At 58.6% G+C, this 24728-nt stretch carries 28 protein-coding genes and 1 tRNA gene; 12 read left to right on the top strand and 17 right to left on the bottom strand.

Annotation, left to right across the window (positions count from 1 at the left end; genetic code table 11):
* The first annotated feature begins 55 nt into the window (after positions 1–55).
* Together ABIE28_RS06325 and ABIE28_RS06320 are read left to right on the top strand one after the other, a co-directional pair.
* A complete protein-coding gene (locus ABIE28_RS06325) occupies positions 56–829 on the top strand; it encodes an LEM-3-like GIY-YIG domain-containing protein (RefSeq protein WP_354061157.1) in 774 nt (257 codons plus the stop codon).
* A 33-nt stretch (positions 830–862) separates the two neighbouring features.
* Positions 863–1582 (top strand): hypothetical protein, encoded by a 720-nt coding sequence (locus tag ABIE28_RS06320; protein WP_354061155.1) that lies wholly within the window; start codon positions 863–865, stop codon positions 1580–1582.
* 90 nt (positions 1583–1672) lie between these two features.
* Here the strand turns inward: ABIE28_RS06320 and ABIE28_RS06315 are convergent, their stop codons facing one another.
* Positions 1673–2227 (bottom strand): recombinase family protein, encoded by a 555-nt coding sequence (locus ABIE28_RS06315; RefSeq protein WP_354061152.1) that lies wholly within the window; start codon positions 2225–2227, stop codon positions 1673–1675.
* Positions 2228–2429: 202 nt separating this feature from the next.
* Here ABIE28_RS06315 and ABIE28_RS06310 point away from each other — a divergent pair, with 202 nt between their 5' ends.
* Positions 2430–2867, top strand: a complete 438-nt coding sequence (locus ABIE28_RS06310) for a hypothetical protein (protein ID WP_354061151.1) — start codon at positions 2430–2432, stop codon at positions 2865–2867.
* A gap of 2 nt (positions 2868–2869) precedes the next feature.
* Here the strand turns inward: ABIE28_RS06310 and ABIE28_RS06305 are convergent, their stop codons facing one another.
* The 3 genes from ABIE28_RS06305 to ABIE28_RS06295 form a co-directional block, all read right to left on the bottom strand.
* A complete protein-coding gene (locus ABIE28_RS06305; RefSeq protein WP_354061149.1) occupies positions 2870–3343 on the bottom strand; it encodes a MarR family winged helix-turn-helix transcriptional regulator in 474 nt (157 codons plus the stop codon).
* A gap of 205 nt (positions 3344–3548) precedes the next feature.
* Positions 3549–3758 (bottom strand): Rha family transcriptional regulator, encoded by a 210-nt coding sequence (locus ABIE28_RS06300; protein ID WP_354061147.1) that lies wholly within the window; start codon positions 3756–3758, stop codon positions 3549–3551.
* Between the two features lie 391 nt (positions 3759–4149).
* Positions 4150–4380 carry a Rha family transcriptional regulator gene (locus ABIE28_RS06295; RefSeq protein ID WP_354061145.1) on the bottom strand — a complete coding sequence of 77 codons (231 nt, stop codon included), beginning with the start codon at positions 4378–4380 and terminating at the stop codon, positions 4150–4152.
* 159 nt (positions 4381–4539) lie between these two features.
* Between ABIE28_RS06295 and ABIE28_RS06290 the strand changes: the two genes are divergently transcribed.
* Positions 4540–4878, top strand: a complete 339-nt coding sequence (locus ABIE28_RS06290; RefSeq protein WP_354061143.1) for a Rap1a/Tai family immunity protein — start codon at positions 4540–4542, stop codon at positions 4876–4878.
* A gap of 310 nt (positions 4879–5188) precedes the next feature.
* Here the strand turns inward: ABIE28_RS06290 and ABIE28_RS06285 are convergent, their stop codons facing one another.
* From ABIE28_RS06285 to ABIE28_RS06240, 10 genes are all read right to left on the bottom strand, one after another.
* Positions 5189–5815 carry a hypothetical protein gene (locus tag ABIE28_RS06285; RefSeq protein ID WP_354061141.1) on the bottom strand — a complete coding sequence of 209 codons (627 nt, stop codon included), beginning with the start codon at positions 5813–5815 and terminating at the stop codon, positions 5189–5191.
* Between the two features lie 81 nt (positions 5816–5896).
* The gene (locus tag ABIE28_RS06280; RefSeq protein ID WP_354061139.1) at positions 5897–6442 is read right to left on the bottom strand and encodes a ribonuclease H family protein; all 546 of its coding nucleotides are present in this window, start codon (positions 6440–6442) and stop codon (positions 5897–5899) included.
* A 174-nt stretch (positions 6443–6616) separates the two neighbouring features.
* Complete coding sequence (locus tag ABIE28_RS06275; protein ID WP_354061138.1) at positions 6617–9040, bottom strand: hypothetical protein; 2424 nt, start codon at positions 9038–9040, stop codon at positions 6617–6619.
* Between the two features lie 348 nt (positions 9041–9388).
* Positions 9389–9619, bottom strand: coding sequence for a hypothetical protein (locus ABIE28_RS06270; protein WP_354061137.1), 231 nt, complete (start codon positions 9617–9619; stop codon positions 9389–9391).
* 149 nt (positions 9620–9768) lie between these two features.
* On the bottom strand, positions 9769–9981 hold the full coding sequence (locus ABIE28_RS06265; protein WP_354061135.1) for a hypothetical protein: 213 nt from the start codon (positions 9979–9981) through the stop codon (positions 9769–9771).
* Positions 9982–9986: 5 nt separating this feature from the next.
* Complete coding sequence (locus ABIE28_RS06260) at positions 9987–11054, bottom strand: tyrosine-type recombinase/integrase (protein ID WP_354061133.1); 1068 nt, start codon at positions 11052–11054, stop codon at positions 9987–9989.
* Between the two features lie 5 nt (positions 11055–11059).
* Complete coding sequence (locus ABIE28_RS06255; RefSeq protein ID WP_354061131.1) at positions 11060–11365, bottom strand: hypothetical protein; 306 nt, start codon at positions 11363–11365, stop codon at positions 11060–11062.
* Positions 11366–11520: 155 nt separating this feature from the next.
* Positions 11521–13137, bottom strand: a complete 1617-nt coding sequence (locus tag ABIE28_RS06250; protein WP_354061129.1) for a hypothetical protein — start codon at positions 13135–13137, stop codon at positions 11521–11523.
* Between the two features lie 97 nt (positions 13138–13234).
* Positions 13235–13321 (bottom strand) — tRNA-Leu (locus ABIE28_RS06245).
* Between the two features lie 222 nt (positions 13322–13543).
* Positions 13544–13777 (bottom strand): FliM/FliN family flagellar motor switch protein, encoded by a 234-nt coding sequence (locus ABIE28_RS06240; protein ID WP_354061127.1) that lies wholly within the window; start codon positions 13775–13777, stop codon positions 13544–13546.
* Positions 13778–13850: 73 nt separating this feature from the next.
* Between ABIE28_RS06240 and lipB the strand changes: the two genes are divergently transcribed.
* Entirely contained in the window at positions 13851–14615 is a 765-nt protein-coding gene (gene lipB / locus ABIE28_RS06235; RefSeq protein WP_502913363.1) for a lipoyl(octanoyl) transferase LipB, read from the top strand.
* A gap of 27 nt (positions 14616–14642) precedes the next feature.
* Entirely contained in the window at positions 14643–15173 is a 531-nt protein-coding gene (locus ABIE28_RS06230) for a DUF4282 domain-containing protein (RefSeq protein WP_354061123.1), read from the top strand.
* A 79-nt stretch (positions 15174–15252) separates the two neighbouring features.
* Here ABIE28_RS06230 and ABIE28_RS06225 read toward each other — a convergent pair whose 3' ends face one another.
* Positions 15253–15627 (bottom strand): DoxX family protein, encoded by a 375-nt coding sequence (locus ABIE28_RS06225; RefSeq protein WP_354061122.1) that lies wholly within the window; start codon positions 15625–15627, stop codon positions 15253–15255.
* A gap of 256 nt (positions 15628–15883) precedes the next feature.
* On the opposite strand from ABIE28_RS06225, the gene rimO reads away from it, so the two are divergent.
* The gene (gene rimO, locus ABIE28_RS06220; protein WP_354061120.1) at positions 15884–17215 is read left to right on the top strand and encodes a 30S ribosomal protein S12 methylthiotransferase RimO; all 1332 of its coding nucleotides are present in this window, start codon (positions 15884–15886) and stop codon (positions 17213–17215) included.
* Between the two features lie 118 nt (positions 17216–17333).
* Here rimO and ABIE28_RS06215 read toward each other — a convergent pair whose 3' ends face one another.
* Positions 17334–19073 carry a putative bifunctional diguanylate cyclase/phosphodiesterase gene (locus ABIE28_RS06215; protein ID WP_354061118.1) on the bottom strand — a complete coding sequence of 580 codons (1740 nt, stop codon included), beginning with the start codon at positions 19071–19073 and terminating at the stop codon, positions 17334–17336.
* Between the two features lie 275 nt (positions 19074–19348).
* Here ABIE28_RS06215 and ABIE28_RS06210 point away from each other — a divergent pair, with 275 nt between their 5' ends.
* The 4 genes from ABIE28_RS06210 (at position 19349) to cysW (ending at position 22528) form a co-directional block, all read left to right on the top strand.
* The gene (locus tag ABIE28_RS06210) at positions 19349–19600 is read left to right on the top strand and encodes a GlsB/YeaQ/YmgE family stress response membrane protein (RefSeq protein WP_354061117.1); all 252 of its coding nucleotides are present in this window, start codon (positions 19349–19351) and stop codon (positions 19598–19600) included.
* Positions 19601–19802: 202 nt separating this feature from the next.
* On the top strand, positions 19803–20801 hold the full coding sequence (cysP, locus tag ABIE28_RS06205; RefSeq protein WP_354061115.1) for a thiosulfate ABC transporter substrate-binding protein CysP: 999 nt from the start codon (positions 19803–19805) through the stop codon (positions 20799–20801).
* A gap of 66 nt (positions 20802–20867) precedes the next feature.
* Positions 20868–21704, top strand: a complete 837-nt coding sequence (gene cysT / locus ABIE28_RS06200) for a sulfate ABC transporter permease subunit CysT (protein WP_354061113.1) — start codon at positions 20868–20870, stop codon at positions 21702–21704.
* A complete protein-coding gene (gene cysW / locus ABIE28_RS06195) occupies positions 21704–22528 on the top strand; it encodes a sulfate ABC transporter permease subunit CysW (protein WP_354061111.1) in 825 nt (274 codons plus the stop codon). The genes cysT and cysW overlap by 1 nt, the downstream gene beginning before the upstream one ends.
* On the opposite strand, the gene ABIE28_RS06190 is transcribed toward cysW, so the two are convergent.
* Positions 22525–23688 (bottom strand): HPP family protein, encoded by a 1164-nt coding sequence (locus ABIE28_RS06190; protein ID WP_354061109.1) that lies wholly within the window; start codon positions 23686–23688, stop codon positions 22525–22527. The genes cysW and ABIE28_RS06190 overlap by 4 nt on opposite strands.
* A gap of 188 nt (positions 23689–23876) precedes the next feature.
* On the opposite strand from ABIE28_RS06190, the gene folP reads away from it, so the two are divergent.
* Positions 23877–24728, top strand: a complete 852-nt coding sequence (gene folP / locus ABIE28_RS06185; protein ID WP_354061107.1) for a dihydropteroate synthase — start codon at positions 23877–23879, stop codon at positions 24726–24728.

The raw sequence follows: 24728 nt of genomic DNA, 5'->3' as shown, positions 1-24728 counted from the left end.
TGTCAGTGGTAGCCGTCCCAGTTCCCGCCATATCCAGCACTTAGGAAAGATGACGATGCACAGCCGGTTCCCTGAAGAGGTATGCGACAAGCTTGGAAACTATGTCTACCGCCTTATCGACCCTCGCAATGGCGAGACTTTCTACGTGGGCAAGGGAAAGAATAACCGAGTATTCGACCACGCCGAAGGACTGCATGACATCTCCGGTGGTGATGATGACCAGAACCTTGGGCCCAAGCTAGACCGTATCAGGGCCATAAAGAGTGCAGGCTTGGCCGTAATCCACGTCATCCACCGCCATGAAATTCCAGACAATGCAGTTTTCCATGTAGAGGCTGCGCTCATTGACGCCTATCCCGGCCTGACGAACATCCAAGGCGGTCATGCCAGCAGTTCCTATGGGCCAATGAACCACATTGAGCTGGTCGATAAATACAGCCTGCCCGCGTTCCCAGAGCGTCCTGAACACGCTCTTGTCCTTATCAACATCAACAGGCTGGAAGAGCGCTTTGACCGTAAGGCCATCTACAATTTGGTGCGGTACTGCTGGCGGGTTTCAAAGGCCCGTGCGGAGAAGGCTGACTATGTGTTGGCAGTGGTCAGAGGCGTCGTTGTAGGCGTGTTCAAGCCGCTCAGGTGGATGAATGCAACGCCTGAGAACTTCCCGGAAATCCCCCATGCAGACGGCTCAGAAAGCCATCGCATAGGCTTCGTCGGAGAAGAGGCTGCAAGCGAGGTTTGGGAGATGTATGCAGGAGCCCGTGGCAAGCGCGTTACCAATCCTGAGCTTAAGCACGTGCAGAACCCTGTGAGGTTTTGGCGGTGCTGAGTGGAGAGCAGGCTTTGGCGTGGCGCTTAGAGAATGCTGCTAGTCTCAGCCGCCTCAAAGATGGCAGTGTATGCAATGGTGCCTGACGTTGTTGCCGCATTAATCACGGACGCGATGAGCGCTTACGGCTTGGCTGGTAGTAGCGCGTCTACTGCTGTCGGCCTCAGTGCTTGGCAAAAGCTGACAGCGAATAGAACCGAACAGGCGCGTCAAATCCTCATCGAGGAGCTAAGACTTGGGCAAAAACTCATAGGCGATGTACCTGATGCCGAACTCGCATCGGTGACGTTTCGATATGCGCGTGCCGCAGTAGAGGGCACGGCAAGGCTTAACCTAAGACTGCTTGCTGCTGTTGCTGCTGGCCAAATGAGGGAGAAAGCGCTCTATGCTGACGAGTTTTTGAGGCACGCGGACATGTTGGCGTCCTTAAGTAAGGAAGAGGTTCTCCTACTTGGAGAGTTTTCACGCGCTGAGGCTGTTCCTCGCCCAACAGAAGCCACTAAGCATCAGATATGGCAGACCGTCAAAGATGAGATGCAGCACCTACACAACCATTCCGAGGACGAAACGAGGGCGCTGGCGGTTTCCTGTACTCGCTCAGGTTTGATTTCGCTTGAGAACGGGCCATGGGTTGAGCCGATGTTTCCAGTCTCGACAAAAAGCCTTCGTGCGCTAAACGCATTAGCCGACATAGAAGGCGTGTTGCATCGGCACCGAAGGCAGCAATCAGAGGATAGCGGCAAGCATGCCTGAACAGCGTTGGAGGACGGCTCAAAAAAAACAGACACCTATCTTCAAACACGCTGGCAACCTATCCAAAGCGCGCATTAGGTTGCCCACAGGTTACGCTTTCACCACCACGTCGCTCATCACCCGATAGACCGTCGAACGGGCCACGTTGAACCGCTTTGCAACCGCCATAGGCTTATCCCCAGCGGCCAAAGCAGCTCTGATAGCCCCTGCATCGACGGTCACTGGACGCCCCTTGTATCGCCCTTCCTCCTTGGCCTTAGCGATACCCTCAAGCTGACGCCCTTTGCGCAGATCGGTCTCGAACTCAGCGATGGCCGCGAGCATGTTGAACATCAGCCGCCCGGTGGGTGTGGTGGTGTCGATGCTCTGTTCGGTGACGATGAGGTCTACACCCTTGGCGTCAAGCTCACGGCTGATGGCGTGGAGATCGATGACAGAGCGAGCCAGCCGGTCCAAGCGGGTGACCATCAACACATCCCCCTTGCGGGCGAAGCGGATGGCCTCAGCCAGCTTCTCGCGGCCCTCTCTGGTGGCGCCGCTCATCTTCTCGATGAACAAATCGTTCGCCCCGTTGCGGGTGAGGATGTCCACCTGTGCTGCCTCATTCTGGCCGGTTGAGGAGACGCGGGCATAGCCAATCTTCATGTGAGAACCTTTGTCCGAAAAGGTTTAAGATACAATCGGAATATCGTCCGATAAATCTACAGTCAACCCATGTCGGACAAAAAGACAGGCGAGCATGGTGTCCGAGGTGGGTATACCTTATCGGACGAAGGGATAATTACCGGGTTGAAAGAACTGCGTCTTACGCTATTCAAGGCCCATAGTTTGTCACCTAGGTGAGAGCATGCTTGAACGTTTCTATGTAAATCTCCAGGGACCAACCTGCACAGGCTTTGAGGGGCTCTGTGGCTTGACATGGTTGGTGAGCCGCCCTGAGGAGCGCCTGTATATCCAGGCACCGAAAAAGCACTTGCTAGAAAGCGCTTTTGAAGCCATCGCCGCAGAGCGACCCAGCATGCGTATCAGCCTCACTAAAGCTATCAAGCAGCGGACGCTCGTACTGAATGGCAGAACCATAACTATCGGGCTCTTTCACCCTACGCCAATGAGCCTCCACAATGGGGCCGTGCTAACACTTTATCCAGACAGCAAGCAGATGAATGAGGTCGAGGAGAGATTGGCACCGGTGGGAGCCGTTTGTGCCCTACCATGGGTACTCACCGACATTGGAGCATGGATTGCAGAGCATTCACCTCATGCGGTGAGTTGTACGCCTGACTAGTCCTAGTCCACCCACACTTCCCAATGCGCTCCTGCAAACGCGATAGGCGCACCACTCGCAGGCATTGGTGCGTCAAGCTGAGCCGCAACATCAACTGGCTTACGCACCTTCACAGCCCTCGCCAAAAGCGCTGTGAGCTGGCCTACCATCGCCCTGCCGTCCTTTGTCAGATGATAGGCATGGGCTCTCGTGTTGGCTGGGTCTATGGTTTTAACGATCAAGCCTAGGCCCGCTTCTCCGGCCTTGCCCTGTTTGGTCAACACCGAGACATTGCGGGAGACGGATGACTGACTTAGTCCCGTTCGCTTGCATAGCTCTGCCGCGCTGATGCCCTTGTGTTGGGCGACGATGAGGAAGACAAGCGGCACCTGTATCGGCATCTCAACGCGCAGCCCCCTGAACAGCTCGATGGTCGCCTCCAGCGCTGCTAGTGACGAGCGAGTAGAAAGTTGTGCTGTCGCATTGGCTGGCTGCAATCGTCATCTCCGAGTGGTTTTCTAAATGTTCACCGGGAGTTGCAGCTAGGTCAACGGCTCTTATGAGCATTAATGCTGGAAGACAAATTCCTAATTACTGGCCAAGACTGCGGAGAAAGGGGTGGAGGGGGTATCGCGGGGCCGCCGATCTGATCTACCTGCTCGGATTTTTGCTCCAATTTATTCCCCCCTTCTCAAGCGTTCTTCAGGCGAAGCTTAGGTGCGGCATGGCCTGCCGGTTCTGAGCCTGCACGTAGGAGGTCTCCTCAAAAATGAGGACACCCTGCGAGCGGAGGTTGTCGATGTCCCGCAAGACGAGATCATGCCGCTTCCCGAACAGCTCAGCAACATGGCGGCTATTGGTGACCGCCTTATTGCGGACGAGGGTTACGTAGGGCTTCGGGAGGTTGGTCATGGCTATTCCTTAGGCGGGCTTCAGGCCGCGCTTTGCGAACTTCATTGACCAAGTGGCGGCGGTGTAGGAAAAGCGCCGAGGGACACCCCAACACGTTTTGCCCAAATGTCCACCCGCACTAGCGGGCAGTCAGCAATCCTCGCGGACTGGGCAGCCGGAAGCTCATTCCGGACATAAAATGTTGGAGGGTTGATCATGAAAGCTAAGTCTTCTCATGAGCCAAAAACCGTATTTGATCGCGTCATTGATTGTATTGATGCGGTCCACAAGGTCACGGAAGTTTTCACGGCAATCGTGACCTTGGGGGTGTGGGTAGTTTCGCTATTCAACTGACGGTTGGTGGGGTGTCCCAGCTTGAGCCCAAGAGCCTTGGCCCCGTTGAAGCCCATCGCTAGAATGGCGAAGCCATCCTTACACATATCGAAGGAGCGGTAGTGCTGTCCCGATATTCACTCAACGCAAAATTGCGCTCAGTGAACTCGGGGCTGCAATAGAGGCCGGTCATGGCCCGCAGCACTTCAGCATGACGCTTCCCGAACAGCTCGGCCACATCGCGGCTATTGGTCATTGGTTGGCCCTTCACGAGCGCGACGTTAGGGATGATCGATGTTGAGGTGGTCATGGCTATTCCTTTGGCGGGCTCGAAGCGCGCTTTGCGAGTGCATATAGAGACCGCGCATGAAGGAAGACACATCGGTTGACGGGGGACATTTCACCTTGGGATTGCAGATGCGCCCAGCATGCCCGATGATCAGGATATGGAGTTGGCACGGGGCCGAAAATGAACATCAGGTCGGCAATGCTCGGAGTGATCGTCACTGGCATGTTGTCAGTTTCGCCCGCCCAAGCTCAGAAGCGGATGATGTTCATCTCGGTAGAAGAGCTGAGCCAAGACTGTCGGAACGAAGGTGAGATTTGCCTTGGCTTCATCATTGGGGTTGCTGACGCGCTGGAAGCCACGGCTTGGCCTGCCAAACGTTCCTGTCGGGGCAAGGAAGTTCAGCTTCAGGAAGTCCTCGACCTAGCCAGTGGATTGCTCGTGGAGCCTCCCGCAAACAAGGCTGAAGGCCCAGCGTTCGACTATCTTGCCGACGCAGTCGTCGAGAAGTGGCCCTGTTAGTCCCCTCTGGTCAACATCGCTCACAAGCGACATTGCCAAGGCATAGCTTCAAGCGCTCTTCAGGAATGCTTCAGGTACGCTTAAAGCTAATCTATAAGCTATGCCTGTAATACGTATCCTAAAACACATCCTGTTTGTATCCTCTATAAGCATAGCCTTAGACGCAGCTCTCCTAGGGTGGGGGGTAATCTCTCCTAGGGTGAGGGGTAATCAGCCTCCCCTCAATTCGTCCAATATGGACAGGGTCACCAAATCCATTTTTCAGCTTGTTGTGGGCATAGGTTATATACCTCGACAACCATGCTGTCGCTCATGCCCATTCAGGCAAGACCCGCCCGACCCGCTCTTTAGTCACAAGCACCTGACATCGTGCAGCCTTCAAGTCCCGAAGCTGTTTTGCTCTGGTGTTAACATACCGCGATACCAATTGCTGTGTGACCATCAAGATGGACGCCATCTCTGACTGTGAGAGAGATGGAAAGTGGTCGATCAACCAAGACACCTTTTCCGCCAAGGTCATTGGCTCCTGACCCGTCACCCTTCGATAGTTGTCACGATCATTAGCAAACCTGGCAAGAGCCGACCCAGCATCGAGAGACGGTTTGGAGCGTTCAGCATTTACCCGGTCAGAAGTCGTCTGCCACCGCTCTGCAATCCATGCCTGCCCCTCTGGGCTGATGACATCGAACGGCGTTCCATAGCGGGGCTCTACCCTCTTGCCCCAGCCCTTGGCAGTCACCCATACCGATAGTCGGTGACGCTGATGCGTGCCGCCACCTTCGACGTAAAGGAAGTCCATGGCCCGAAGAATGACCCGGACGGTCTTTCGGCCAACGCCATAGAGGTCTCCTAGGTCCGAGACCATTACCCAGTCACCGTGAGAGACAGTGATAAGCTCACCAGTGCGACGGTCTAAAATCTGTTCGGTATATTCCATGTTCAATTCTGTCCTTCTGGATACAAAAAAGCCCCCGGCTCTGGTTGAGGCGGAGGCAAGTGTGGTGGTCGATTTGTCGCGTCAGATGAACCAGTTGGGATGCAGCTTCTTTACCGACAGTTCGCCGCGCGGGTATTTCCCTGCTGAAGCATTGCCTGCCAAGATGTCGGCCATCTCATTGAGCTTATGACCCGCATGGCCCTTGACCTTGCGCCACTCAATGGTTCTGCCATCACAGGCGGTGTCTAGTCGCTGCCAAAGGTCTTGGTTCTCGACAGGCCCAGCCTTGCGCTTCCAATTGTTCGCCTTCCACCCCGGCAGCCAAGTGGTGATGCCGTTGATGACGTAAGTGCTGTCACACAGAACCAGTACAGGCGTGGACAGCTCTATCAGTCTGGCCAGTCCCATGATCGGCGCTGTCATCTCCATCTTGTTGTTTGTGCTGATCATCACTTCGCCCTGCCCAGCCAAAGCCCGCTGCTTAAGGACTTCATCACCCTCCCTGAGCTGGATGACGACACCCCAGCCACCAGTGCCGGGGTTGGGATTGCAGGAGCCATCAGTGGCGATAACGTAGTGACGCCCAGAGGTATCGATGGTGGTGCGTGTCGATGTGGCTACGGTCATGATAGTTCCTTGAATAAACGGGCACAGGCAGGCCGCAGGCGGGCGTTATGCGCGCTATGGTGGGTCTGTCTGAAGCTGGCTGAAGAAGCCCTTGGCGGGCGCTAGGAGAGTCCCCCGCAGCGCTGTGGCAGCGAGGGTTGGGTTTGGCCTAAGTGAGGCCCCTGAGGGCGCTCCTTAGAATTTCATGAGGGATGGATTTGGGGTGGCCGGTGCCGTCCGCAACGGGTCTTCAGCGTTGGTCACGGTGTCCAAGAGATAGAGACTGTCGTCATAGCGGAGCTTCTCCAGCTCGGCCTTGCGCGCCGCGATGCTGGCGGGGAGGTTCGACACTGCTTCAGCCAGCTTTGCGCTGCCCCATCGCGCACCATAGGCACGCTGTAGGTGATCGCTGGTGGCGAAGTTCTCGATGTCGCCAATGAACTTGGACAGGTCATCAATGTGCTGCTTGCGGGTCTGGGCATCGCTGATGTTGGCGAGGTAGGTGGCCTTGCGCTGCTCATACTCAATCGCCGTTGCGTCGATGTCAGCTTGCCGCTGGAGTGCCCCGGCCATCGTCTGGAGGTTTATAGGCTCAACGCCAGCCAGCGGGAAGGCCCCGAAGCTCGCCTTTGAAGCCACAAGCCATTCACCCGTGCCATTGCTGGTTGGGACAAGGGTAAGGTCTGAGGCTTCAATCTTCTGCCCATTGAGGTAGTGCGCCGTGTCGGACACGATCTCGCTGAACACCAGATCGACCGCTTGGCCGAACTGCTCGCGGTTCCCCACGTCCTTGCCATCGACGTTCACATAGAAGCCGTTGATGTCTACGTGGGTGTTCTTGAATTGCTCTAGCGCGCTCTTTTGAGCCGGGTCACCTATCACACCGACACGGCCATAGAGGTCCATGGCCCTGTTGATGAAGTTCATGGCGATGCCCGCATTGGCTGGTTCACTGGTGCCGATGCCATTCCAGCCACCAACCCTGATCTCTGCAAGCGCGGCCTCGGCCTGCTTGTAGGTCATTGAGGCCATGGGGTGGGACGGCTTGCCCTGCTGCTGGGCGTAAGCCGCCATGCGGACTGCGGCGTAATCATCCTCAGCGTTGGCGTACTTCTTCGCTGCCACAACCAGCTCAAAGAACTCTCGGTTGTCGGAGTTGTTGAAATACTGACTGAGGACCAAGGGACTCTTCAGGCTCAGCTCTTCATAGAGCTTTATGCCGTCTGCAAGCGCAGGCGGAAGCACGGCGTCACCGCTCTCAAGGAACTGCTTGAGGTTGGCTGGTGTGGCCTGAGAGACGCCACCAGCGAGGGTGCGAGACCAGCGCTCGTTGACGATACCGGCAGTAGCGAAGAGCTTTACCTCGCGGTCTAGTGCCAAATCCGGTGTCACACCCTCTTCTCTAGAGTATGCTTCAACTAGCTCTACAAGGCCCTTGGCCAGCGCTTCATCCTGCTGCTTAGCGGTGTAGGTCGTGGTTCCTCCCTTCCCATCCGCAATCTCAATGTCCCGGTTGAAGATAGATGTACCGCTGGTGACGGCACTAAGATTGCCCGTGTCCACAATCATCACATCCCGCGCACCTTCCTGCTGCCATACCGACTTCTGCTGGGCAGTGGCGATGTCCTCCTGTGCCTTAGCTTGGGCGCGGTTGGACTGGAGAATGAGCTGCGTGGCACGGCTTGGGTCCACGATGTTTGGGTTCTGCTCGCGCCACTGGTCCAGATATTCCTGGCTGAGGTTACCAGCTTCAGCCATCGAGAAGAGTGAGGTGACAGCAGTGGTGTCCTGCTCTAGCGCCAGCTTGCCGTGCTGATCACGGGCCTTCTCGACAATGCCGGCGACTTTCGATGCGTGGGTCGCTGAGGTGCCGAGCGTGGTGGTGTTGCCATACTCATCCTGACGCGGCTCTTGAAGCAGGGCTTGAACCAGCTCCCAGTCACCCTCGCTCGCAAGCGTGTCGATGACCGAGTACATCAGCTCGTCCTGCTGGTTCCGGTCTAGCCGCAGGAACTCTTCGTTGCCGCCATAGCGGGCGAACAGCTCACCAGCAATTACCTTGGGGTCTTTACCCTCGCTGGAGAGCTGCTTGGCCTGCCCGAGGAACACGCCGAAGACATTTGCTTGCGCCTCCTCTATGGCCCGTGCCGACCGTATGTCGGTGTGCTTGGCTGCCCCGCTGGCCTCGAAGTTGTTGATGGCCGGGAGATAGCCTGCGCTGAAGCTGGGGTCATCGAACCCCGCAAGATCGTTTGAAGCGTTCTCGCGGACGAAGGTGGAGAAGTCCATCTCGTGCCGGTTCGGGTCAGTGGCGTACTGCTCACTTAGCGTATTGATGGTGTTGTACGCCGTCCGCTCGCCCAGCACGCGCATGAACGCAGACTTGAACCACGGGTTGTCCATCTCACTGATGGTGCCGCTCTCCACTGCGCTGCGGGCCTCTTCAAAGGACATGCCGCCGATGCGCCGCAGGGCACGATCTTCAGCCGCCTTTTGCTGGCGTGCAGCCTCTTCATTGACGAAGCTGGAGATGACGGGATTGATTTCGCCAAGAGCGCGGGCAAAGTCGAGGAATGAGTTACCCTGCTGCGGTGCTTCGGGACGGCTATAGGTGTCCACAGGACGCGCCACAGGCTTCAGGCCGGGTGTTCGCATGTCCGATGCGGTTGGCCCCTGAACACGGGCAGTGTTACGGCGTCCCGTGCTAGGGCGGTCGCCCATGGGCCGAAGCCCGCTAACGTGATTGATTGTCATAGTGGTTTCCTTGCGGAGGCCCTGAGGGCGCTCCAGTTGATAGTTGTTGTGAATAGGAATGCGGCTACGCGTCCGCTGACGGAGCGTTGGGCTGTTGGACTGCTTTTCTGAGAATTGCCGTTTTTCGGTTGCGAGGGCCGAGGGTGGGTGGAAATCAATTCGTAGAATTCTGTTCTACAAAGCGCTCGGCGGGGACCTCATTTTGGAATGAGCCTAGATGGGCTGCTCAAGCTGGAGGTAAGCGTCCATCAGCATGTCGATCAACTCGTCCCGAGAATGCTTGACCAGCTCAGCTTTGATCTCAGCCTTGCGGTTCATCATCTGCTGGAGCTGTGCCTTGAGCGCGGAAAGCTCTTCTTGAGCCGTTTCAAGCTCTTCTTTTGCAGCGTCCATGGCCCGCTGCTCGGTGGACTTCTCAGCGTCAGGGATGAGGGCGGTGGTCATGGACGGTCCTGTAGTGTGGCATGTGGCGGCACTGCAAAATTCTCCCGCAGTACCAATTTCGCGTTGTGTGTTTGCTAGGGGGAGTGGCATTCGATCTTGACCAATTGCGTCCATTTTTTCGCGCTGGAACTAACGACGCAATCTACCCATCACAGCCCGCCCATGGCCTGAAACACGCTCATCGCCAGCCATGCACACCCGAACCAGCCGATACCCTTGATGACCCAACCGATGGCCGAATAGTCCACCAGCGCGTTGATGGCCGGGCTCGAACCACGCGCCAAACTCAGCACGAACCACATCACCAGATTTGCCCCAGCCAGCGCCAAGAGCGCGACAAGCGCCGCAATGAAAACAGTCATGCCGATCACCGGCCCGCAGGGGTTTGAAGTGTGGCGATGGCTGACACCAAAGCTTCGTCATCGAGATGCACGTAGCGGCAGGTGGTCTCGATACGGAGGTGACCGGCCAGACGCTGGACCACTGCAAGATTGACCTTGGCCATCACGAGCCGTGAGCAGAACGTATGCCGCATCGCATGAGGAACGAACTCGGGGTCATCCATAAACCCAAGCGCTGTGCGCATCTTGTTCCACATGCGGCCAATCTCGTCCTTGTTGTGCGGGAAGAGAAAGCCGGGGTTGTCCAGCGCTCTCCTTTGGCAGACTTCAAGCGCCCGCTCAGTCAGTGGTATGGTTCGTGTATTGCCTGCCTTGGTGCCGTTGTCGGTGCTGGTCTGGGCACCCCACACTGTAATGCGGCCATCGGACAGGTTTCGGTTCTTGATCGTCAGCACCTCACCTTGCCGCATGCCTGTATCAAGCGAGAAAGCGATGTAGTCCCAAAGCTCGTTATGTCCCTTCTGGACGCACCACTTCAGCATTGCCTGCTCTTCGGCAGCGGTGAAGTAGCGCAAACGCCCCTCGCCACCCTTGAAGAAGGGCATGGTGGGGATACGATCAATCCAGCCTTGTTCGTGAGCGTATTTGATAGCAACACGAAGCGGCGACACTTTCTTGTTGATGGTCACCTCAGGATAGCCTTCGTCCCGAAGTCTGGAGATGGCCAAGTTCACAACGTGTGAGGTGACGTTCTCCAGAGGCGTTGCAGGGCCAATGATGCGAACGATATGCCGGGCGTTGATCAGCGCCGCCTTCTCGCCTTTGGTCCCACGCCAGCGATGCTCAACGAGATATTCCACCAGCTCATCCAAATCCGCTGGCCTGAATTGCCCACTACGGGATGCCGCGCCTGCGGATTTGTCTGGCTCATCTCCAGCCGCCAATGAAAGCTGGCCCTGTCGTCCCCAGTGCAGCGCTTCAATCTCGGTTGGGAACTGCCGCCTGTAGCGCTTACCCGAGAGTTGAAGGGTTGCCTGAAACGCCTCCCCACGGTTGACCACCTTGAGCGAGGCAAGACGTTTTTGCATTGCCATAGCGCTCACCGTACCGCTGCTGGTTCAACGCAAAGAACGCCTTGGATGCGCCCCAAGAAGAACTCTAGCTGGCCAGCGCCGCGTTCAAGACCGAGCCCCACCGACACCTCACGATGTTCAACCCACAGGCTCAGGCGGGTGAATGGGACGCGGGCATAGATGCCGCTTACATCAGAGCCGCCAAGGTGGTTTGCGAAATGCACCGACATAGCCTCGCAGGCGTCTGCCCATAGGTTGGCAATCGCCCCGCCCACGCCAAACTCCTTGGCTTCGTTGATGAGAGCCCGACCGAAAGAAAATAGACCGCGCATGGAATGCCCCGTGGTTTCGCGGTGACGTCACCTCAGATTTGAGGAGACGTGGAGGAACAGCCCCCAGAGAGGCGCACAGAGTCCGGGTATCAACGGAGTGGAGGCATATGCCCACAGCCGCGCCAAAGCCGCCCTATGCGCCGTTCAAGGAGCTGTTAGGGGGTGTCTACGGGGTAGCGCGGGAGGTCCTTTATGGCCTCAGCCAAATCCTCAACAGTCGGCAGCTCATAGATCGCTCCAACATGACCAGCGCTGTGACCACAGAACGCGTCACGAATGCGCTGCTCGATCTTGGCACGAGCTGCACGACGCTTGAACGTATGCCGCCAAGCATGGTTCGGACTCACGCCCTTATCGGTAACGCCGAGGTTACGGACCCATTCTGCAAGCTTCTGCCGAAGCAGCACATACATGGGACGCACGGGGTTCAGCGGGTCATCTGTCTTGCTGGTCGAACGGCTACCACCTGCCTTGGGGTCGTAGAATAGTGGTCCCCTGCCCGCACGGGTGACGAAGTCCACAAACCCCTGCTCTACCAGATGGTCATGCAGAACGACTGTACGGGTCACAGCGCCCTTCACCGTGCCTGCCTCAGGGCTAATTCGGAGCGTCCAGAAACCGTCTCGGTGCTTCTCAACGTCCTCACGGCGAAGCTGCGTCATCTCCCCCGCCCTAGCCCCGGTGTACGCGCAAAGCCATGGCACCCACCGCACCGCCGCAGCGAAGTATGGTGACGTTCTGGCGCTGAGGGGGACCAGTGTAGCGGTAAGGATGGCTTTGGCATCGTCATCAGTGAACTCGGTCTTGGTCGGACCAGACTTCGCCACCGCAACCTTGATGCCGTCGAAGGGATTGCTGGAAATCTTCTTCTGGGTCTTCACCCAATTGAACACTCCACGGGCCGCTGTGAGCCAGACTTCGTTGATGGTGCGGCCACTGGCAGCACCCGTTACCAACTTGTCCTTCCACGCGACCGCGTCTTCATCGGTCACCAGCGCAACGTCACGGCCATCGAGATGCTTGTTGAGATGCTCCAGAACGCCACGCCACCGATTGACGGTCGCTGCTGCAGGCTTACGCTCAGCGACCCATGCCTCAAACGCGCCCCAAGCATTCATGCCAGCGAGTTTGACATTGCTCGGCGCAACAGGCCCTGCATTGGGCAACGTGGTGCGGTGGCTGTCTGGAGAAAAGTCTCCCCCTGCCTGCCGCCTCATGAACGACATGGCAGCAACTAGATGGGGCTGTAAGGCATCCAGAAGAGCGGCGTGACTGACGCTGTCCAGCAACAGAGCTTCCTGTGCCAAGAAAGACGGTAGTCGAGAAATCTCAGTGACCTTGGCTAGAACGAGCGTGCGATGCCATTGCGGCGACTCGCTGTCATCATCGTGAGCGGTAAGCCCACCGAACGACTCAAGCGCGCTTTGGTATTGCTCAAAGAGGCTGTCCCAAACCTCTAAGGGAAGCGGAAGCGCATCGTGTTGGGCGACAAACCAATCGTACCAGCGCCCGACGACAACATGGACCTGACGATGAGTGAGCTGAACTGAGTCGCCCGACTGAGCAGATCGCATGAGGCCGATGCGCGACTCGACTTCTGAGACCCATGCGCCAAACTCGGCCTTGGCCAGATTTTGCGGGACAGTTCCAGCCAGCCGGAAGCGCACTTCCTGACGAACGCCATAGGCGAGCTGATAAGCGTCTCGCACATCGGGAGGTATCGCCTTGCGAGCGAACCAATCGCCGTTCTTTGCTTTGGAGAGTGTCGTCATGAGGATAGCCACTTGTAGCGCCCTTTGTAGTGGGTGGGCTGCTACAAGTGCCTGTAATCCTTCAACTCTTTGGCCCCATTGAGATAATGGGAGAGTTTGGTGCGGTCGAGAAGACTCGAACTTCCACGCCCTTTCGGGCACAGCGACCTCAACGCTGCGCGTCTACCAATTCCGCCACGACCGCACATTTGGTAGGCATCACCCTAACCGGGCGAAGCGAGTGGGGATGTAGCAAAGGTCATCCCTAACCTCAAGCACTTAAATCAAGATTTCCCACAGGTTGGTCGTGGAAGGCGCTGGGGATGTCGGATTTCTGGTCGGACGGAGCCGAACGGCACAAAAATCGAGAACGGCTGAGCGCAAAAGGCCTGGTGTGCAGGCCGTTATGAGCGGCCGATTGGTGCGGCTAGCCGCGCCGGAAGATCTTTTCGGTGATCTGCACGCGCAGATGGCCATCCTCGACACTGACTTCGCCATGGGCGATCAGTGTATTGTTGGCGTAAATGTTGAGTGGATCGTTTTCGGTGGCATCGAGCTCGATCACCGCGCCGCGACCCATGCGAAGCAAATGGTGGATCGGCATCTTCGCCGCACCAAGCTCGACAGTGATGTCCACTTCAATATTGTCTAATGTGCTCATAGATATGTGCGGAACCCGTCCCGGCCCAAAATCTGCGGCCGCTGAATCTGATACAGGCAACTCTCTGGCAGGCATGGTTATGGAAGCGTTAACGACCGGCATTGCCGGATGCGAAATCAGTAACAAATTGGCACGAAACGACGCCAGACCCGTTCAGTGGATCATTTCTTCCGATCCAGTTCCCTACCCGGTAGCGCTGGACGCCATGCGCCGTCGCGCCGCCGCCATTGCTGCTGGAGGGGCCGAGGAAGCCATCTGGCTGCTGGAACACCCACCGCTTTACACCGCCGGCACCTCCGCCATGCCCGAGGATCTGCTGTCGGACCGCTTTCCGGTCTATGATGCCGGTCGCGGTGGGCAATACACCTATCATGGCCCCGGCCAGCGCGTGGCCTATGTCATGCTCGACCTGACCCAGCGCGGCCGCGACATCCGCTGCCTGGTGCAAGGGCTTGAAGGCTGGGTGATCGATACACTAGCCGCCTACAATATCACCGGCGAACGCCGCGATGGCCGCATTGGCGTCTGGGTCAAGCGCCCGGAAAAGGGCGCGCTGAGCGAAGACAAGATCGCCGCCATCGGCGTCCGCGTCTCCAAATGGGTGACGTTCCACGGCATTTCGCTCAACGTGATGCCTGATCTCGGCCATTACGATGGCATAGTGCCGTGTGGAATCAGGGATCACGGCGTAACCAGCGTTGAGGACCTCGGTCAGCTGGTTTCAATGCCGGAAGTTGATTCTGTGCTGCGGACCGCGTTTGAAGGGCGCTTCGGCCCCACCATTTCCGCAACCGAGGAAAGCCTTGTCAGCACTGGTTTGCATAGCCAAGTTGCGTAACATTCGAATCGCCCCTTGGAGGACGAAATGACCCTTGATGATCTCAAGCGCCTGTTTACGCGCCAAACGCTGTTCCGGCTCGACGCCATCCTGTCACCCAAGCTGGTGCCGATTCTTTATGCGCTGGGCCTCGCCAGCATCCTGCTCTGGGCCGTGAGCCATCTGTTCTTCACCTTCGGCTACGGCTTCGGCAATGGCCTGTGGGGCCTGCTGGAAATCGCGGTGTTTGGCCTGTTGTCACTGGTCGGCCTGCGCATTCTCTGCGAGGCGCTGCTGGTCTGGTTCAAATCCAACGAATCGAGCGGCGATACGGTCAATCGCTCGCGCTACTCGGCCTCGCTGCTCGATGAAGTGCGCGAAGCCATTCGCGATCTGGCCGAAGAAGGCGAAGACGTCGATTACGCCGAGGCCGACGAATACATCACGCCGGCAACCGAGCCAGCGCCATATGTACCGCCCGCCGGCGAACCAGTTCGCGCGCCTGCCACCGCGTCCGGCGAAGTATTCAAACCCCGCCGCACCGCGAAGCGGACGCCGACGCCCAAGGATGTGACCTGACATCTGGGCCCACCCCCCAAAACAAAAAAAGGCCGCCGGAACCTCAGTTCCGGCGGCCTTCTTCATTCACATCACAAGCTTACTTCTTGTTGACGCTCCAGGCGCCTGGGCCGGCGAACACCAGATAGAGGAACAGGAAGCAGAACAGGATCGCAGCGTCGCCACCATTGCTGACAGGCAGTGGCGAGGCAGGCGCATGGGCCAGCCAGTAGGCCACAGCCATGGTGCCGGAAGCGAGGAACGCTGCCGGACGGGTAAAGAACCCGATCGCGATCAGGATACCGGTGACGATTTCAATGATGCCGGCAAACCAGAAGATGCTGCCCACAGGCGGCAACATGCCTTCAGGAAAGCCGAGCACTTTTTGTACGCCGTGAGCAAAAAACAAAACGGCTGCGACGATGCGGAGCACTGCGAGGGCCTGCGGCGCGTAGGCGGAGAGACGATCGAACATTGAGGCTCCTTTAGAGCAATGAAATACGGATACTGCCACGCGGCAGCTCATCCGATTTTTCCACTAAACTAAACGCCAGTCTCACAAAACATGGCCAAGTGCAGACGCACTGTTCGCTGATTGAAACAATCAAGACTGCGTGTTCGCCAAAATCGACACACCTGCCCCGCGCAGCGCGGGAGGCAGTCACATTGCGTAACCGTCAAACTTTCTGTATGACGCGGCCAACCATTCCCACATTGGAATTCATGCTCTCATGAGCCAAGCGCCAAAAATTGGCCTCGTCAGCCTCGGCTGCCCCAAAGCCCTTGTCGATAGCGAGCGGATTATGTCCACGCTGCGTTCGCAGGGCTATTCGTTCAGCCGCGACTATGCCGGCGCCGACATCGTCCTCGTCAACACCTGTGGTTTCCTCGATTCCGCCAAGCAGGAATCGCTCGAAGCCATCGGCGAAGCCCTCAACGAAAACGGTCGCGTGATCGTAACGGGCTGCCTGGGTGTCGAAGAAGAACTGATCCGCAAGACGCATCCGTCGGTGCTCGCCATTTCTGGCCCGCACCAGTACGAGAACGTCGTCAGCGCCGTGCACGAGCATCTGCCGCCGGTGCCAAACAAGTTCGTCGATCTTGTGCCTGAACAGGGCCTCAAGCTAACGCCGCGCCATTACGCCTATCTCAAGATTTCCGAAGGCTGCAACAATCGCTGCTCGTTCTGCATCATCCCGCAGATCCGTGGCGACCTCGCATCGCGTCCTGCTGCCGGCATTCTGGGCGAGGCCGAAGGCCTGATCCGCTCGGGCGTCAAGGAACTGCTGGTTATCTCTCAGGACACCAGCGCCTACGGCGTGGACATTAAGTATGCCGAGAGCAATTACCGCGGCCGTCCGGTCAAGGCGAAGTTCTATGACCTCGCCAAGGAACTCGGCCAGCTCGGCGCCTGGGTGCGCCTGCACTATGTCTACCCCTACCCGCATGTCGATCAGGTCATGGAACTGATGGCCGATGGCCTCGTCCTGCCCTATCTCGACATTCCCTTCCAGCACGCTTCGCCGAAGGTGCTCAAGGCCATGCGCCGTCCAGCCCACCAGGACAAGACGCTGAATCGTATTCTGAAATGGCGCGAGCAAGTGCCTGATCTGACTGTACGTTCCAACTTCATCGTCGGCTTCCCCGGCGAGACCGAAGAAGACTTCGAGATGATGCTCGACTTCATCGAAGAGGCCGAAATCGACCGCGCGGGTTGCTTTAAGTATGAGCCCGTCACCGGCGCGCCTGCCAATGAACTCGAAGGCATCGTGCCCGACGAGATCATGCAGGATCGTTTCGAGCGCCTGATGGAAGTCGCCCAGAACGTGTCGACCGGTCAGTTGGCCAAAAAGGTCGGCCGAACCATCCAGGTTATCGTCGATGACGTGCAGCCCGAGCAGAACAAGGCTATTGCCCGCTCCAAGTGGGACGCGCCAGAGATCGACGGTCAGGTCATCGTATCCAACGCCACAGGCATCAAGCCAGGGGACATGGTCGACGTCCTCGTGACGGACAGCGACGAATACGACCTGTTCGCCGAACCAGTAAAATCGCTGAACTAATAAGACTTTAGCGGACAAGTCGGAATCAATATCGAAGGCGCCACTCGCAAGAATGGCGCCTTTCTCATGTCATGGTTCATACTATGAAGGTCACTGCGTGTGGGGTCGCGCACGCCCCTTAGCTGGCGGCACGGTGCGCGACCTCGCCTGGTAGTCGCTGTGTACTTGGCAGGTTCTTCAGCACGTAGGGCAGCCGATCACGCGCCTGCGCCTTGGCAAAATACCAGCCCTGCATGCTGTCGCAGCCCAGATCGCGCAACATCTCGAACTGCTCGCGCGTCTCCACGCCTTCTGCCGTCACCACCATGCCCATGCCATGGGAGATATCGATGATCCCGCGCACGATGGCGAGGTCCGCACTGCTCTGGGCCAGGTTGGAAACGAAGGTCCGATCGATCTTTACCCGGTCGATCGGCATGCGCCGCAGATGCGACAGGCTGGCAAAGCCAGTCCCGAAGTCATCCAGCGCCACCTCAACCCCGGCCTCATGCAATCGGCAAATGCGCCGCTCAATATCGGCGAAGTCGCGCCCGAGGAAAACACCCTCGGTCACTTCCATGCAGAACTTGCTCGGGGGCAGACCCACCGACTCGATCAGTTCGAAGAACTTGTTAGCGAACTGATCTGACCGAAAATCGGCATTGGTCACGTTGATGGCGACGCGCCCGACAGGCAGCCCCTGCTCCATCATAGCCACCATGTCCTGCACGGCCAGTTCCACCACCAGCATGCCAAGCTCGGCAAACAGGCCCGGATCATGCAAATCGGACAGAAATTCCCCTGGGGATGTCATTCCCTTGATGGGGTGGCGCCAGCGCAGCAGGCCCTCAAGCGAGACCACTCCGCCTGGCGCTACCGGCACCACGGGCTGGTAGTGGAGCAGAAATTGTCCCCGATTGAGGCCATCCTCGATTGTCTGGGCCAACTCGTTGCGTTGCCGCGAAACGTCGCGCAGCCGGTTCTCGAAGAAGCTGGCCCGGTCGCGTCCTAGATCTTTGGCCCGATAGAGCGCCAAATCGGCATTTTTAAACAATTCCTCGGCCGTTTCGCCGTCGCCTGGAGATTCCGACACGCCAATGCTGGCGGTGCAGCGCCGAGTGAAGTCACCCAACAGCGCCGGCTGTCGGACCATAGCCAGAACCTGATTGATGATGGCCCGGGCCCGGTCCGATGACTTGCCGGTCAACACTATGCCGAACTCGTCCCCACCCAGACGCGCAACGAAGTAGCCCGCCTGCCCCAGCGTGCCGAGCCGCTCTCCGATAATGCGCAACAGCCGATCGCCGACATCGTGGCCGAACCAGTCGTTGATCTCCTTGAAGGTATCGATGTCGAGCAGCGCCAAAAACACCGCCTCGCCTTTCGAGCCGGCGGCGCGCAGCGCCTCTTCCAGATACTGCTGGAAATGCCTTCGGTTGGGGATACCCGTCATGGGATCAACATTGACGATGCGATGCAGCTCGCTTTGCGCCTGATGCCGCGCCGTAATATCGAAACGGATCGCGGTATAACTATCGACTCTGCCGCTGGCGCCGACATGAGGCACGATAGTCGTATCAACCCAGTACAGCGTTCCGTCCTTGCGGCGATTACAGATCTCACCGTGCCACACATTGCCATTGGCAATGACACGATACATCTCACGAAAGAACTGCTCGTCGTGCACGCCCGAATGCAGCATACGGTGATTGCCACCCACCAATTCTTCCTTTGAGTATCCGCTGATCTCGCAGAACTTGCGATTAACGAAGGTTATTTGCCCCTTCACATCCGTCATTGCCACGATAGCCGCACTATCGAGCGCATATCTGACGAACTCCATTTCAACAGGAAATGGGACAATAGATCTGATAGTCATCTACTCAACCTGACGCACGAATTCTGTGGCCCTTCTGGGCCGCTCGCTCGCCCATATCGGGCGACACGATCTCGCTAACGTATTGTCTTCAATCATTAATTTGGCGGCAATACCGTGCATGTCGGCCCATCAAATTACGAGAAAATCTGCTCAAGCGCGCAAATGTCGCGGCTCAGACGTGATCGGCATTCTGAAGCGGGAAACCGGCAGATCCTTGCAATCTAGCCCGCCTGTGCCACGCTCACTGCGTTGCGAGTCCATTCAGGAGGGAAAAAATGGGTTTTGATGGCGTAGGTTGGATTGCTGCAATCATCATCGGCGGTCTGGCCGGGTGGCTGGCGAGCATCTTCATGAATGCCGGCGGCGGCGTGCTCAAGAACGTCATTCTGGGCATTGTTGGTGCAATTCTGGCCAGCCTGGCGTTCGGCCTGCTCGGCATTTCGTTCGGTGGCTGGATCGGCTATCTCGTCGCCGGTTTCATCGGCGCCTGCATTATCATTGTCATCGGGCGCGCCGTTTCGCGCTGATATGATCCGCCGGTCGCCTCGGGCGGCCGGCACTTTGCCCGAAACGATATCGCGTCACAGCGCCGGTTTGGGCAACACGATTGCCCCTCACGGCACGATGCTAAATTACTCATCCAATCCAAGCGTTTACCGCTAGACGCGAGTGCAAGCACCATTGCATCAAATCGTCCAACGTCCCTTTTTCGTTGGAACACAGCGTCACATGAACAAGTTCTTCGCCATCGCCGCAACGGCGCTTGCCCTTGGCAGCACTCCGGCTTTCGCCCAGCCGACTGACATTCTGAACGTGTCCTATGACATCGCCCGCGAGCTGTTCGAGGCCGTCAACGCCGAGTTCGTGCCAGCCTATGCCGCCGAGAGTGGCTCGACCATCACCGTCAACCAATCCCATGCCGGCTCGTCCGCTCAGGCCCGCGCTGTCCTGGAAGGCCTACAGGCTGACGTCGTGACCTTCAATCAGGTGACGGACATCCAAAAGCTGGCTGACGCCGGTTTCGTGTCCGCCGATTGGGCCAAAGAGTTCCCCAACAACGCATCGCCATACTACTCGCTGCCAGCTTTCCTGGTCCGCGCCGGTAACCCGAAGAACATCGTCGGCTGGGCTGATCTGGCTCGCGACGACGTCGGCGTGATCTTCCCGAACCCAAAGACGTCCGGCAACGCGCGCTACACCTATCTGGCCGCCCGCGCCTGGGCCAATGAAGAGTTCGCGAACGACGAAGCCAAGGTCGAAGAGTACCTGACCAAGGTGTTCGCCAACGTTCCAGTGTTTGAAACCGGCGGCCGCGCTGCCACCACTGCCTTCACCGAGCGCGAACTGGGCGACGTCCTGATCACCTTCGAAGCCGAAGTTCAGGGCATCCGCCACCAGCTCGGTACCGATAAGTACGACGCCGTGGTGCCTGCCGTGAGCCTGCTGGCCGAATTCCCCGTCGCAGTCGTCGACAAGGTTGCCGACGCTCGTGGCAGCCAGGAAATCGCCAAGGCTTACCTTGACTACCTCTACACACCAGAAGGCCAGGAAGTCCTCGCCTCCAACTACAACCGCGTCCACGACGAAACCGTCGCCGCCAAGCACGCCGCCGATTTCCCCGAAGTGCGCCTGCTGACCATCGAAGACGCCTTCGGTGGCTGGGACAAGGTTTCCGCCGAGCACTTCGCCGACGGCGGTCTGCTCGACAAGGTCTTCGTCAATCAGTAAGCACTACTGACTTAAATTCCGCGGCGTGGCCCAAAGCCACGCCGCTTGGCTATTTGAAGGACTGATATGGCGACGAGACGAAGCAAGCATTTGCTGCCCGGCTTCGGGCTGACGCTTGGCGTCTCCATGCTTTACCTGACCATCATCATCGTGCTGCCGCTACTGGCCATGTTGCTCAAGGTCGGCGGCATGGGCTGGGCCGAGTTCTGGCGCATAGTCGCCTCGCCGCGTTCGCTGGCGGCCTATCGCATAACCTTCAGCTCCGCCTTGATCGCCACCATTTTCAATGGCGCCTTCGGGCTGCTGCTGGCCTGGGTGCTCACGCGCTACAGCTTCCCCGGCAAGCGCATCCTCGACGCACTCGTGGATTTGCCCTTCGCGCTGCCGACGGCCGTCGCCGGCCTCGTGCTTGTCACGCTGTTCCACAGCACCGGCTGGTACGGCCAGTTCCTTGAACCCAATGGCATCAAAGTCAACTACACCCAGATCGGCATCATCATTGCGATGACCTTCACCTCGATCCCCTTCGTGGTGCGCACCGTCCAGCCGGTGCTCGAAGAAATTCAGGTCGACCTCGAAGAAGCCGCGCGCACGCTGGGCGCCACCAACTGGCAGACCTTTGCCCGCGTCATCTGGCCCACGATCATGCCCGCCTTCATGGCCGGTTGTGTGCTTTCCTTCGCCCGTTCGCTCGGCGAATTCGGCGCGGTAGTGTTCATTGCCGGCAATCTGCCGGGCCTTACCGAAATCGTCTCGCTGCTGATCTACATTCGCCTCGACGAATACAATTACCAGGCGGCCGCCGCCTTGGCCTTTGTCCTGCTGCTCTCCGCCTTCCTGCTGTTGCTGCTGACCAACGCCCTGCAGTCCTGGCAAAACCGCTACGCCGATCGGAGCCGCTGATGTCTGCCACCGCGCGCAAACACACCCGCTCCACCGCTGAACGCACACTGATCGGGCTGGCCTTTGGCCTGTCGATCCTGATGCTGGTCGTGCCGCTAGCGGTGATCTTCGCCTTTGCGCTGCGCGAAGGTGTCGGCGTCTATTTCGCCAATATCCTTGAGCCCAACACGCTGCACGCCATCTGGCTTACCGTGCTGACGGCGCTTGTCGTGGTGCCGATCAACATTGTGGTCGGCATTTGTCTTGCCTGGCTGGTGACGCGGTTCAAGTTCCCCGGCCGCAACGTGCTGATCACCATCATCGAGTTGCCGGCCGCCGTCAGCCCAATCGTTGCTGGCGTGGTTTATCTGTTCCTCTATGGCGGCCAGGGCCTGCTCGGCCCGACGTTGCAGGGCGCGGGCATCCAGTTGATGTTCACCGTCACCGCGATCATCCTAGTCAGCCTCTTCGTCACCGCGCCATTCGTTGCGCGTGAGCTGATCCCACTAATGCAGCAGCAGGGCACCGAGGACGAGGAAGCCGCCCTCTCGCTCGGCGCCAACGGCTGGCAGATGTTCTGGTTCGTCACTCTGCCCAATATTCGCTGGGCAATCCTTTATGGCGCGATCCTGACCAATGCCCGCGTCATGGGGGAATTTGGCGCGGTTTCGGTCGTGTCCGGCGCCATTCGCGGCAAGACCAACACCCTGCCCCTCCAGATCAGCCAGCTGTTCAACGACTTCAACGTTACCGGCGCCTTTGCGGCCGCCTCGACGCTGGCGCTGATGGCAGTGCTGACGCTGATCCTCAAGTCATCGCTGGAATCGCGTGGCGGCTGGCGCTAGGCGGAAGCGTCCGACGCCACCGCAAACATGGCCGCCATCACGTCGGACTGCGTGACCATGCCGACCAGATGCCCCTCCGCATCAACCACCGGCAGGTGATGCAGCCCGGCATCCGCCATGAAGGGCACGATTTCGGCAATCGCCGTTTCGGGCCGTGCGGCTTTAACCGGCGCGCTCATGATGTCCTCAACCTTGCCCTTGAGCCGCAGTTCAGAATTGCGGACCGAGCGCAGTCGCGCCCGCAGGCCGGGCTTTGCCTCAGCCATGCCCCAGTCGGCCTTATCGAGCAGATCAGTCTGCGTCAGGATGCCGATCACGCGGTTATCGTTATCCACCACGGGCAGCGCCTTGATGTGATGTTCGCGCAGGTGGCGCAAGGCTTCGCGCAGGCTGGTCTTCGGGCCAACCGACTGCACATCCCGGCTCATGATTTGTCCGCAGACGATCCCGCCTGACCGACGATCATAGGCACGCACTTCGGCCCGATGCAGAATGTCTTCCAGCTCATCGGTGGCCACCGGCAGCACCAGATCATACTGAGCGAGCACCGCCGCGATGTCGTCCTTGCTCACGCCCAGCCGCCCAGATGGCAGCGGATCGGCCGTCTTGTGTCGATTACCCGCTACCGGCGTCAGGTGCGGATAGCGTCGCCCGGTCAGGTTGTTGAACAGGAGCGCCGCGCATAGCAGAAGCACCGAATTAACCAGCACCGGCCAGATGACGAAGCCATAGCCGGCCGACTGAATGGCGGGCCCACCCAAAACAGCCGTCAGCGCCACTGCCCCGCTTGGCGGATGGAGGCACCGCAGCACCATCATCACGGCAATCGCCAATCCGGCTGCGAGCGCAGCGGCCAGCATCACGTCGCCGATATAGCGCGCACAGGTCACTCCGATCAGCGCTGCAATCGTATTGCCGCCAATGATCGACCATGGTTGCGCCAGCGGACTTGTCGGCACCGCAAACAACAACACCGCCGAGGCGCCCATCGGCGCGATCAGCAGTGGCAGATCGGATGATCCACCCAACGCCAATCTGGCAACCATGCCCGTCACCAAAATGCCGACCACAGCCCCAACCGACGCGCGCAATCGCTCTCCCCAGCTGACCGGAGCCAGCGCAGGAACGAAGCGTTTGATGAAAGGGATGACGCGAGACATTGGCGGGGATGTAGCAGCCCCATCGGGCCGCGCCAACGCCAGCAATTGCGTATAATGTAGGCCGACAGGAAATTCCTTCCCCGCGTTGTTGGGCATGGCGGCCAAGTTCGCACTTGCGCGAAAACCGTAAGGCGCTAGACCACAGGCTGAGCTCGTCCAAGGACGAGCGCGTGCCTCACGAGTTGACCATGCACACCAGCCATTCGATCCCCCTGCCCAATCGGCCGCCGCTGATCCTCGGCCCGAGGCCGCTCGTCATGGGGATTCTCAATGTCACGCCCGATAGCTTTTCGGATGGCGGGCAACACAATCTCGTCGCCGCCGCCGTGGCCCATGCCCACCAGATGATCGCAGAGGGCACTGACATCATCGATATCGGGGGCGAAAGCACCCGCCCGGGCGCTGAAGTGGTTGGCGTGCAGCAGGAACTCGACCGCGTCATGCCGGTGATCGATGCGCTGATCGCCGCTGGCATCACCACGCCGATCTCGATCGACACCTACAAACCGCTAGTGGCCGATCAGGCGATCCAGGCTGGCGCGGTGATCATCAACGACGTGCATGGCCTGCAACGCGCGCCCGAAATGGCTGAGGTAGCGGCCCTGCATGACGTTCCGGTGATCGCTATGCACTGGCAGGCCGACCGCGATCACAGCGTGCCTCTGGCTGATGACATGCTCGCCTATTTTGAGCGTAGCGTAGCCATCGCGCAGGCTGCTGGCACTAGCCTGGATCGCCTCATTCTCGACCCCGGTTTCGGGTTTGGCAAAACACTGCAGGAGAACTACCATCTGTTATCCAACATGCATGCCGCCTTGCCTCCGAATTTTCCACTGCTGGTCGGCACGTCTCGCAAGTCGATGATCGGCAAGCTGCTTGATGTACCCGCCGAGGAACGCCTTGCCGGCACCATCGCCACCACCGTTCTGGGCTATATTAACGGCGGTCATATCTTCCGGGTCCATGACGTTCGCGCCAATCGCGATGCCCTTCGCGTTGCGCAGGCGACGCTGTATGGTCCACCACCTGAGCTGAGGTAA

Source organism: Devosia sp. 2618 (assembly GCF_040546815.1).
Taxonomy (GTDB): Bacteria; Pseudomonadota; Alphaproteobacteria; order Rhizobiales; family Devosiaceae; genus Devosia.
Note: the sequence above shows the minus strand (reverse complement) of the source record. Positions and strands in the feature narration are given on the sequence as shown.